At 64.5% G+C, this 9,612-nt stretch carries 11 protein-coding genes; 5 read left to right on the top strand and 6 right to left on the bottom strand.

From position 1 onward, the window contains the following. Nucleotides 1-126: 126 nt before the first annotated feature. Nucleotides 127-297, top strand: a complete 171-nt coding sequence (locus ACFWCF_RS01285) for a hypothetical protein (protein WP_378490677.1) — start codon at nucleotides 127-129, stop codon at nucleotides 295-297. Between the two features lie 165 nt (nucleotides 298-462). Next, entirely contained in the window at nucleotides 463-1,116 is a 654-nt protein-coding gene (locus ACFWCF_RS01280) for a hypothetical protein (RefSeq protein ID WP_378556137.1), read from the top strand. A 55-nt stretch (nucleotides 1,117-1,171) separates the two neighbouring features. On the opposite strand, the gene ACFWCF_RS01275 is transcribed toward ACFWCF_RS01280, so the two are convergent. After that, entirely contained in the window at nucleotides 1,172-2,020 is an 849-nt protein-coding gene (locus ACFWCF_RS01275) for a hypothetical protein (RefSeq protein ID WP_378556134.1), read from the bottom strand. After that, nucleotides 2,013-3,074: a type IV toxin-antitoxin system AbiEi family antitoxin gene (locus tag ACFWCF_RS01270; protein WP_378556131.1), complete on the bottom strand. Its 1,062-nt coding sequence runs from the start codon at nucleotides 3,072-3,074 to the stop codon at nucleotides 2,013-2,015. Before ACFWCF_RS01270 ends, ACFWCF_RS01275 begins: the two co-directional genes overlap by 8 nt. Before the next feature lie 430 nt (nucleotides 3,075-3,504). On the opposite strand from ACFWCF_RS01270, the gene ACFWCF_RS01265 reads away from it, so the two are divergent. Then, nucleotides 3,505-4,704 (top strand): MalY/PatB family protein, encoded by a 1,200-nt coding sequence (locus ACFWCF_RS01265; protein WP_378556128.1) that lies wholly within the window; start codon nucleotides 3,505-3,507, stop codon nucleotides 4,702-4,704. Between the two features lie 169 nt (nucleotides 4,705-4,873). On the opposite strand, the gene ACFWCF_RS01260 is transcribed toward ACFWCF_RS01265, so the two are convergent. From ACFWCF_RS01260 to ACFWCF_RS01245, 4 genes are all read right to left on the bottom strand, one after another. After that, entirely contained in the window at nucleotides 4,874-5,224 is a 351-nt protein-coding gene (locus tag ACFWCF_RS01260) for a hypothetical protein (protein WP_378556125.1), read from the bottom strand. 92 nt (nucleotides 5,225-5,316) lie between these two features. Further along, nucleotides 5,317-5,988: a PaaI family thioesterase gene (locus ACFWCF_RS01255; RefSeq protein WP_378556122.1), complete on the bottom strand. Its 672-nt coding sequence runs from the start codon at nucleotides 5,986-5,988 to the stop codon at nucleotides 5,317-5,319. A gap of 95 nt (nucleotides 5,989-6,083) precedes the next feature. Next, nucleotides 6,084-6,641, bottom strand: coding sequence for a nuclear transport factor 2 family protein (locus ACFWCF_RS01250; protein ID WP_378556119.1), 558 nt, complete (start codon nucleotides 6,639-6,641; stop codon nucleotides 6,084-6,086). Then, a complete protein-coding gene (locus tag ACFWCF_RS01245) occupies nucleotides 6,638-7,471 on the bottom strand; it encodes a TauD/TfdA dioxygenase family protein (RefSeq protein ID WP_378556116.1) in 834 nt (277 codons plus the stop codon). Before ACFWCF_RS01245 ends, ACFWCF_RS01250 begins: the two co-directional genes overlap by 4 nt. 96 nt (nucleotides 7,472-7,567) lie before the next feature. On the opposite strand from ACFWCF_RS01245, the gene ACFWCF_RS01240 reads away from it, so the two are divergent. Both ACFWCF_RS01240 and ACFWCF_RS01235 read left to right on the top strand, forming a co-directional pair. Next, nucleotides 7,568-8,485, top strand: coding sequence for a TIGR03564 family F420-dependent LLM class oxidoreductase (locus ACFWCF_RS01240; protein ID WP_378556113.1), 918 nt, complete (start codon nucleotides 7,568-7,570; stop codon nucleotides 8,483-8,485). Between the two features lie 162 nt (nucleotides 8,486-8,647). Next, a complete protein-coding gene (locus ACFWCF_RS01235) occupies nucleotides 8,648-9,544 on the top strand; it encodes a type IV toxin-antitoxin system AbiEi family antitoxin domain-containing protein (protein WP_378556110.1) in 897 nt (298 codons plus the stop codon). Nucleotides 9,545-9,612 lie beyond the last annotated feature (68 nt).

The following is a 9,612-nucleotide window of genomic DNA, read 5'->3' as shown; positions in this document are numbered from 1 at the left end:
GACCGCCACACCGGTGAACAAAGTTCCAGGTGAGCGAGTAGTCGTGTCCGTTTCGTGACTGGAGGGTTGTCGTTACGTCTGGTAAGTGTGATTGGCACGGTCACGGTTTGCGCGCACACTGAACTCATGTGGTGGTGGATCGCGGTGGGGTTGGTGGCCTGGCTTGCAGTGTCGGTCGCCATCGCATTTGCTGTGGGTGCGTTCTTGCGCGTGGCCGAACGCGAAGAGCAGCTCGTCGAATTGCAGCGTGAGCAACGCGATCACGTGCAGCCACCCCCTTCCGAGCTGACCCCGTGAATCAATAAAGAGACATTCCGGTTCTTCCCGACGTGCGGCGCCTATTCGCCGCGACACGGATCGTTACCTGCGATAACGTGCAGATGAAGCTGTGCCTGACAGAGGTCGGTTTCGCGTGCCGCTCACGACGCGGACGCACCAGAAGAATTTTCGGGGAGGAAATTTATGAATTCTGTCGCGAAGAAAGCTGCCCTCACTGCTGCCGGTGCCGCTGCACTGGCGTTCGCGGTCCCGGGTGTCGCATCCGCTGCCGGACCGAACGTCTCTGCCTCTGCTGACGACACCTCCATCACGGTGGACTTCGACCTGCCGCAGAACTCCGTCGAACTCGGCGCCACCTGCGTCACCTACATCCTCGAGCCGGGCACCGTCGACACCGCCGCACCGTCGGGCCGTATCGACAACCAGCCCGCAGGCACGAAGTTCTCGGTGAAGAACACCCAGACGTCGTCCGCCACCTATGTCAAGGACGGTGCACCCGCGCAGACCGGCGCTCGGGCGCTCACGCCGGGCACCTACGACGTCTACTGGGGTTGCCAGGACGCCGCGGGCGCCACCTACGACAACATCTTCGACGCGTCGGGCCGCCCCTTCGCGAAGGAGCCCATCACGGTGACCGTCGGTGGCGGCGAGGCTGCACCTGCCGGTGCTGCTCCGGCCGAGGGTGCTCCGGCTCCTCAGAGCGAGGGTGAGGCCGCCCAGATCGCCGACAAGCCCGTGACGACGCCGGAACCGCCGCTCGAGGAGCTGCCCATCGATCCGCTGCAGTGGTTCCTCGACTTCCTGCGCGACCTGTTCACAGCCGTGCCGCAGTCCTGAGGCGCGATCGTAGATACGGCGACGCCTTCGCCCGAAGGCGTCGCCGTACTGCGTATCAAGACCATGCGTTCTCGGACAATCCGAGAGCCAGTGCGTCGATAAGTTCTTTCCGGCGGTGGATATCGGGACTCCATACCAGTGGGGCAGTGTCGATGTTCATGTGTTGTACAAGGGCATCATCGTGTGGGCCGGGCCAACGGGTTGCGAGCTCATCGAGTCGCTGGGACCCAACCGTCGCGGCGACGTCTTCGCCGAGTAGATAAGCCAAAGCCCGATTTTCGTCGAACTCGAACTTGTCGAGGACGTCCATGCCGTGGCCAGAGTCTTCGTAGAGACGGTTCTTCACAGCCTTGGACGAGGTGTACCAGTACACGGCCGTGGCAATGTCCGGGGCGTCCTTGTAGAGGCCGTTCTCGCTTCGGTCGAGCCAGGCGGCGAGCTTGAGCGCTGTGTAGCCGGGCACTGTAGGGATTCGAGTCGATCCCACAGTGGGCAGTGGGAGGTCATATCCAGTGTCGAACACTTCTCGAAAAGCCCAGACGCTCAAGGACCTGTCCGGTGGGTCGGGAACCACCCCCGTCGGGTTTTCGATGGGTCCGAATGGCACGAGGTCGGTGGGGACGCCGCCCACGTCGTAACGAATTCCGGTTCCACCGATTGCCGGCAAATCGGTGACGATCTCCCGATATGCGTCCCAGTTCGCGATGGCAAGGGCGACATCGAGATCCTGGGTCGTACGAAGAGGGAAGGAGTGCCCCAACGCCTCGTGGAGCACGTCACGGCACTGCGCTCCGAGGATCATCAGGTCGGACGGTTGCAGGTGACCGGCATGGTTCAGCAGTCGTGAGCAGACGTGGTCGATGATCTGCAGTCGAGTCGGGTGGCAGGCCGTCAGATCAAGCACAATGTTCTCTCCAAGTCTCAGCGACTTCGGCCAGGCGGGGGTCATTCGTGGCGAGCAGGTCGGCGTATACGAGAGGCCACGGTGCGTTGTGCGAGTCTTCCCGCCCGCAGCCGTCGGTGGATGAGGAATCTGCTGTCGGCGTCTTCCAGAATTTGTGCATCACTGTCACATTCGGGGCATGGTCGGGATCGCTTCGCCACCGGTTCATGAACGCGAGCTTGCGGTCGAAGTGCTCGACGTAGACGGTCAGTGTGCTGGGTCGCTGGATGTCGACTCCCGTCGCGGATTCACCGCTGAGGAAGAATTCCTGGTCGGGATCCATCGGCCGGAACACTGTCGGATCGTCCGAGGTGTAGCGCGCAACGGTGAGCTTCTGACGTAATCCTCGCGGATACTCCAGGGACCACGGCCGCAGTAGTTCGTGAACTGCACGGGGGGAAGGCGGTGTGCCTCGATGAAGAAAGCCCGCCTCTTCGAGCAAGCCGAGAGTGTCGTGTGCTTGCCCGACCGAGACTCCCGAGGCGCCGGCGATGTCGCGGATCTTCATCTCGGCCAGGTGAGGCCAGGCCAGAAGCGCGAATACAACCTGTGAGCGACGTGGGCTGAAAAGGTTGTGCGCCAAGCGCGTCCCGGTCTCTTCGTGTGCCGAGCGAGCGGGGTGCGTGGAGGGATGAACCAGGCCCCGTGAACCCGGTTTCCTTCCTCGGACATCGATGTAGACGTCTCCGAACTCGATGTAGGCGTTCCCTGAGCCGTCGATGTACTGGATTTCCAGATCACGAAGCGCAGTCGCGCTGCGCTCGGTGATACGCTCCCCGACGACCAGGACCGGGGCGCGCAGATGGGGGCGACGCAGGCGCGAGATTTGTGTGAGTGTCATAGCTGCGGTGAAGACCAGCACGTAGTCTTGGGCATTGCCTTGGCGAGAGAGGGTTGCTGTTGCGTCGTAGCCCCTGTCGGATCCGTCCATCCAGCGGAGGTCCTTCAGCTTCAGGCCGAATCGGCTGAGGCGTTCGGGAAGAAGGTCGGCGAGACTGCGACCGCGTAGATCCATCGCACAACACTCCTGTTCAGTATTAACTGATTTTCAGTTTAACTGAACAGGAGTGAAAAATGAACAGCTGCGCAGGTCTCAGCGTGGCGCCCGTGCTGCGTTCACCGCGCAGTTTGGCACAGGCCGATTGCGGCGCTATAGTGACGGCGGTCACCCACATGGGGTGGATGTGACCTGCGTCCGCCGGGCAGGCCGGCGTCGAGTGCGAGGATTGACTTGAGCACCTGCACCACCGATTCAACGTTCGACAGCTCCGCCGCGCCGGGGAGCACAGAGTGGATAAAAGCCCACCTCGCGCGGATGGATGACGACGTTCAGGGCGACGACATGGTCGTAGACCGACGTAACTGACACCATCCGCGTGCTGCGAAGTCAGCCGCGCGTTGTCTGCAGCGCGCGGCTGTCTGCAGCGGAAGCGTTCGGAGGCGCGATGGCCGGTGTTCCCGGTTTCGACGATCTCGACCTCGGTGCGCTGTCGGCCCGCGCGGGAGCGAAGTGGTCACAGGCGGTATCGGACGAGCTGATCCCTTCGTGGGTCGCCGACATGGATTTCCCTGTAGCACCGGAGATTCGGCGTGCGCTACACGAACGGATCGAGAACAGCGACCTCGGATACCCCGACTGGTTCCGCGGAACACCGCTGCGCACGGAATTCTGCAAGCGAATGACCTCGAAGTACGGGTGGGAGCCCGACCCGGATGCCGTCCGCGAGCAGACCGACCTCATCCAGGCATTGCAGATCATCCTGCATCTCGCCACCACCCGCGGCGACGCCGTCGCGATCCAGACCCCGAACTACCCACCGTTCCTCTCCACGCTGCGACGAATGGGTTTGCAGCAGATCGACTTTCCGTTCATCGACACCGGTGACGGGTGGGAACTCGACTTCGACGCTTTCGAGCAGGTGGTCGCGCGGTACCGTCCCCGCGTCCTGATCCTGGTGAACCCGCACAACCCGACCGGACGCGTGCACACTCGCGACGAACTCGACCGTGTCGCCGATATCGCCGAGCGATTCGACATCCTCGTCGTCAGCGACGAGATCCACGCCGAGCTGATCTACGAGCCGCACCGGCACATTCCGTTCGCGTCGCTCGGGGCAGATGCCGCGGCACGGACGGTGACGATCACGTCGGCGAGCAAGGCCTTCAATTTGGCCGGACTACGCTGTGCTGTAGTGCATTACGGACCGGTCGGTCTGTTGTCTCGGCGTGATGCAGAACCGTTCGATCTGTACGGGGCGGTGTCGGTGCCCGGAGTGGTGGCGACGCTGGCCGCATGGCAGCACGGCGACGCGTGGCAGTCGGACCTGCTGCAGGTGCTCGAGCGCAATCGTCGACACGTGCACGAGGTACTGCGGGCCGAGGTTCCCACTGCCCGACATCACCTGCCCGAGGCAACGTACCTGTCGTGGGTCGATGCCGGGCCTCTCGGCCTCGATGATCCGGTGGTCGAGGTGCGCGAGCGCGGCGGAGTTCTCGTCGAGGGCGGTGCACGATTCGGACGCGACTACCGAAATCATGTGCGTATCAACTTCGCGACGTCGGAGGCGCTGCTCGGGAGAATCCTCGACGGCGTGGTCGCGGGACTGACGACCGACGGGCGCAGGAAAGCCCCGCCGGCGATTTGAGGGGGGAGGAGCCAGCGGGGCCCTGCGCTGCATCTCCTGTGTCGGGGAGGACTTCAGGGAGATACGGCCACGCGAAGTGGCCGCTGACGAGTCTAAGTGAGCATGATCGATCCGTCCAGGATCGAGACCGAATAGTGATGTAACGGAGAGACATAGCGAAACTTATGGTCTATTCGCCGACGCGCACGGGCACCGCGCGAGTGTCGTCGGGATGCCGGTAGGTCGACCCGGTCGTGGCTCGCCGACGACGACGCCGGCGCCGGTTCCGGACGCTGTACCAGCAACCCCACGCGGCGATGCACAGTCCCACAGCCGACAGCAGATCCGATTCGGTGAGCCCATGATTGGGAGTCACCACATAGAGGACACGGCCTTCGATCGGACCGTTGAGGAGAACCCACAAACCGGACGCGACAGCCGCAGCGAGGCTCGACAGCAGATGCGGGCGGGCGAGACACCACGTCGACGCCGCGAAGAGCGAGCACATGGCGACGAGCGAATAGAACTCGACGTTCTCCATCGGGCGTCACCATCCTTCACGCTGCGTACCCGACCACTGTACTCAGCGCGACGCTGCGCTCGCCGTTGCTGCGAGGGTGTTCTCGGTAACTACTAGCCCTGTACCCCGGTGCGTTCGCGCTGTTCACGCATCCACTTCGGTGCGATGAAGATCCCTTCGGCCTCCACGCACACCCCGTCCGGCCCGGAGATGGACCCCGTCGCGAACGCCTTCGACCCTTCGACGCGATCGAGCCTGGCCTCGCAATGCAGATCGCCGAGCGGAGTGGGACGCCGATACTTCACCGTCAGCGTGCCGGTCATCCCGGGAGCGCCCGAGAAGCGGGCCGTATCGCCGAGGAGCTGGTCGAGCACCAGGGCGGAGACCCCGCCGTGGGCGAACCCGGCAGGACCCTCGTAGCCGGCGTGGAGATGGAAGTCGGCCCACACGCGGCCGTCGTCGTCGACCTGGAACTCGAGCGGCGGTGCGATGGGGTTGCGCAGCCCGATCGCGGCATTGCCCCACGTCCGGAAGTTGCCGGCATCGGTGAAACGCGTGCCGTACGGCCCGGTGTCCCGGTCGCGTTCGAGGATCGTCCTGGCCGCGGCAAGATGCTTGCGGGCCTCGAGGATCTCGTCGTCGCCGCCCCGCGACTGGATGGACAGCACGATGAGGTCGCGCAGATCCTGGGCCAGCGGCTGGTAGCGCGCGCTCTGAGCTGCGATTTCTTTGTCGGACAACCCGTCGTTGACGTACAGCCGATAGGCGTCGAGCGAGTCCATCATCGTCGGGGTTCTCCATGCTTCGTGCAAACGGGCATCTGTCATCCGAACAAGCGACACGGGTCCTTGTCAACGTGAGTAGCCGCTGATCGGGACCGCTACGACCAGCGCGCGGGTGCCGGGGAGTCGGCCGAGAGGGGTCGCCGGTAGGACAGATCGGTGGTGTCGCGGGTTCCCTTGAGAAACTCCTGTTTCGTGAAGAAGGGGGACTGCAGAAGCGAGGCGTCGGCAGATGCGCTCCACTCCACCGTCGACCTGCGAACTGCGATTCGCCACGTGCCGTCGCGCTTTTCGAGACGGTCGATGTACCGACCGCTCATCAATTGCACTGTGGACGAGCCCTTTCCGAGCAGCCCGACGATGACGTAACTCTCGGCATGGGCGGTGTCGCCGTCGATCTCGCATGTATGGGTGGTGATGTTGTGGGTGTGGGCGTCCGCAGTGGCGGCATGCGTGGAGTTGGCCCAGCTCGCGTAGTCCTGCCCGCTGTTGACCGTCGCGCCGTGCTCGTCGACGCCGTCGTCGTGATAGGTGCCGCCGAGAAGGTCGGTGTCGTGTCGATCACACCCGCGCGCATGATTCGCGATGCAGTCGAGAATCGCCGTCCTGTCCATCAGGTACTGCACGTTGTTTTCGAGGGCAGTCAGGTCGGTCATGCCACGGCCTCCTCGCCCACGAGGGTGGTGCGATGCAGCAACCGCGGTGATGTGACCGAATAGGGCACCGCGCGGTGCAGCATGCCGGTGTTGTCCCACAGCACGAGGTCGCCTGGCTGCCAGTGATGACGCAGCGAGAACCGCGGCTGCGTCGACCACGCGAGCAGCCGGCCGATCAGGCCCTTGCCCTCGTCCTCGGGCCACCCGACGACGTGCGATGCGGTGGCCCCGATCAGCAGCGACTTGCGGCCGCTGTGCCGCGTCCACACCAGCGGGTGCTCGCGTTCGGGTACCCGCGCCCACGCAGCTTCCTGCTCGGCCGTCGGCTCGGGGTTCGCCAGACGCTGGGCCGCGGCGAAGCTGTGCACCACGCGGAGGGTCTCGAACTCTGCCTTGTCCTGGTCGGAGAGGGCCTCGTACGACGCGTAGGTGTTCGCGAACTCGGTGTCGCCGCCCTCGTCGGACACCTGTAGTGCGGTCAGCAGCGTGCCCTTCTGAGGGACCTCGTCGGTGGCGCCGTCGATGTGCCAGTGGAAGGTGCCGGTGTTGTACGACGCGAGCACCGTCTTCTTGGGGTCGAGGCTGATCGCGGACACCTCGGGATGGTCGTCCTGGCCGCCCATCCTCGGAACGACGACCTCACCGAGCATGCGGCTCAGGTCGACCAGGTCGCTGTCGCTGATCTTCGCTTCGCGGAAGACGACGACGCCGTATTCGTCGACGAGCTCCTGGCAGCGCGCGGCGGCTTTCGGGTCGTTGAGTGTGTGCCCGGCGACGCCGGTGATCTCGGCGCCGATTTCTTCGGAGATGGGAGTGAGGTCGGGAAACAAGGATGCGGCCCTCCGGGTCGAGCAAGAAGTGGATACCGTTTTTCTGAGAGTAATATTCTCCTTTAATATAAGTAAGGTTCTCATGGGAGGTTCGTGGTGCGGATCGGGTTGACGGGTGGCGGATCGTCCACCGACAAGATCGTTCGACAGGCGCAGAAAGCGGAGGCCGACGGTTTCACCTCGCTCTGGTACGCGAGCACGGTTGCAGGCGACCCACTTGCGGCGCTCGCCGTGGCCGGTCGCGAGACCTCGTCCATCGAACTTGGCACCGCGGTGCTGCAGACCTACCCGGTACATCCTCTGCTGCAGGCGAATCGTGTTGCGGCAGTAGCGGAAGCAATGGGGCGTCCCGGTTTCACCCTCGGTCTCGGCCCGTCGCACGAAAGTCTCGTGCGCGACGTGTACGGCATGTCGTACGACCGGCCCGGTCGCAACACCGAGGAATACATGCGTATCGTCACCGGGCTCCTGCACGGCGAGGACGTCGATTTCCAAGGCGGCGAGTGGAGTACCCGCAGCGAAGGGCGGATGGTGCCGGTCGCGCATCCGGTTCCCGTGTTGCTGTCGGCGATGTCGCCTCGAATGCTGCGTGTCGCGGGGCAATATGCCGACGGCACGGTGCTGTGGATGGCGTCGGGGAAGGTCGTCGAATCCGTCATCTCACCCGCCATCCGCGCCGCCGCGGAGAAGGCGGGCAGGCCGTCGCCGCGCATAGTCGCGGGGTTGCCCGTCGCTGTTCACGACGACGCCGACGAAGCACGCGCGGCAGTCGCTGCCACCGCCACCATGTACGCGGGAATGCCGAACTACCAGCGAGTCCTCGAAGTCGGGGGAGCGAGCACTCCCGCCGACGTCGCCATCGTCGGCACCGAAGAATCCGTGCGCGCCCAACTGCAGGGCCTGCTCGACGCAGGTGCCACCGACATCTGGGCCGCGATCTTCCCCGTCGGCGACGACGCGCGCGGCTCGGTGCAGCGGACGCGGCAGTTCTTGAGCTCACTCACCACTCGGTAGGCGCTTCCCGCGCGGAAATTGGTTTCCCACACCCGCAACGAGCGGTGTGGGAAACGAATTGCGTCGCGGGAGTTATCCACAGCTGCCGGAACCATCCACAGATCTGTCGCTTTCGTCGAATCCGGCACCGGTCGGACGTACTGCGATGACACTCTCGGCGTCATGACCTCACCGAACCCCTTCCGCCGCAGCGACGCTCTCAGCTCAGGACTGAGCGATTCCGAGATCCGTCGTGCGCTCCGGACCGGCGAACTGGAGCGCCTCGCTCCCGGAATCTATCTGGACGGCCCTGCCGCCGAGGGCCTCGACGCGGTCGAACGACATCGAATCCGGGCGCGAACCACGGGGGCAGGACTGCCCGACGGGACCGCGATCAGCCATGTGTCTGCCGCAGTTCTGCACGGACTGGCATTGTGGCGTCCCGATCTGAGCCGTGTCCACGTGACCCGTGACGGGAAAACCGGTGGCCGTCGCGGCAGCGGGCGCCATCTGCATGTGGTGAAGTTCGGTGCTGACGACGTCGTCGAGGTCGACGGAGTGCCGTGTACCTCCATCGCGCGGACAGTCGTGGACCTCGCCTGCACGGCACCGATCGACGAGGTCGTGATTGCCGGGGATTCGGCGTTGGCGGGGAACCCGTTGCTGAAGACGGCATTACCGGAGACCCTCGAGTCCCTCGGCCGACGGCAAGGTATCGCCGCAGCGCGACGGATCATCGCGTTTCTCGACGGCCGTAGCGAAAGCCCCGGTGAGTCGCTGAGCCGGTTGAGGATGGACCAGATCGGGCTGCCTGCCCCTTCATTGCAGGAGGTTGTACACACTCCGGAGGGCGGGTTCGTTGCTCGCACCGACTTCTACTGGAAGGAGCATCGGATCGTCGGCGAATTCGACGGTATGGGCAAGTACGGCGGCCCCGACGTCGTCCGTCGGGAGAAGCTGCGGGAGGACGCGCTACGCGATCTGGGTTTCCACGTGATTCGCTGGACGTGGGGGGAACTGTCCCGGTTCGACGTCGTTCGCGCCCGCTTCGAGCGGGCAGTGGCACGAGCCGGACGCTAGTCGGATCATCTCTCCTTCCCGCGCGCGTCCCAGCTTCCCGCTTCGACGATTGCTGCTGTCTGAAACTG

This window comes from Rhodococcus sp. NPDC060090 (assembly GCF_042729855.1).
Taxonomy (GTDB): domain Bacteria; phylum Actinomycetota; class Actinomycetes; order Mycobacteriales; family Mycobacteriaceae; genus Rhodococcus.
The sequence above is the reverse complement of the archived record's forward strand: the minus strand, read 5'-3'. Positions and strand labels throughout refer to the sequence as shown.

What these genes read in the sequence shown, in the direction of transcription:
- ACFWCF_RS01285 (WP_378490677.1), top strand. Translation starts at nt 127, where the DNA reads ATGTGGTGGTGGATCGCGGTGGGGTTGGTGGCCTGGCTTGCAGTGTCG.
- ACFWCF_RS01280 (WP_378556137.1), top strand. Translation starts at nt 463, where the DNA reads ATGAATTCTGTCGCGAAGAAAGCTGCCCTCACTGCTGCCGGTGCCGCT.
- ACFWCF_RS01270 (WP_378556131.1), bottom strand. Translation starts at nt 3,074, where the DNA reads ATGGATCTACGCGGTCGCAGTCTCGCCGACCTTCTTCCCGAACGCCTC.
- ACFWCF_RS01265 (WP_378556128.1), top strand. Translation starts at nt 3,505, where the DNA reads ATGGCCGGTGTTCCCGGTTTCGACGATCTCGACCTCGGTGCGCTGTCG.
- ACFWCF_RS01260 (WP_378556125.1), bottom strand. Translation starts at nt 5,224, where the DNA reads ATGGAGAACGTCGAGTTCTATTCGCTCGTCGCCATGTGCTCGCTCTTC.
- ACFWCF_RS01255 (WP_378556122.1), bottom strand. Translation starts at nt 5,988, where the DNA reads ATGATGGACTCGCTCGACGCCTATCGGCTGTACGTCAACGACGGGTTG.
- ACFWCF_RS01250 (WP_378556119.1), bottom strand. Translation starts at nt 6,641, where the DNA reads ATGACCGACCTGACTGCCCTCGAAAACAACGTGCAGTACCTGATGGAC.
- ACFWCF_RS01235 (WP_378556110.1), top strand. Translation starts at nt 8,648, where the DNA reads ATGACCTCACCGAACCCCTTCCGCCGCAGCGACGCTCTCAGCTCAGGA.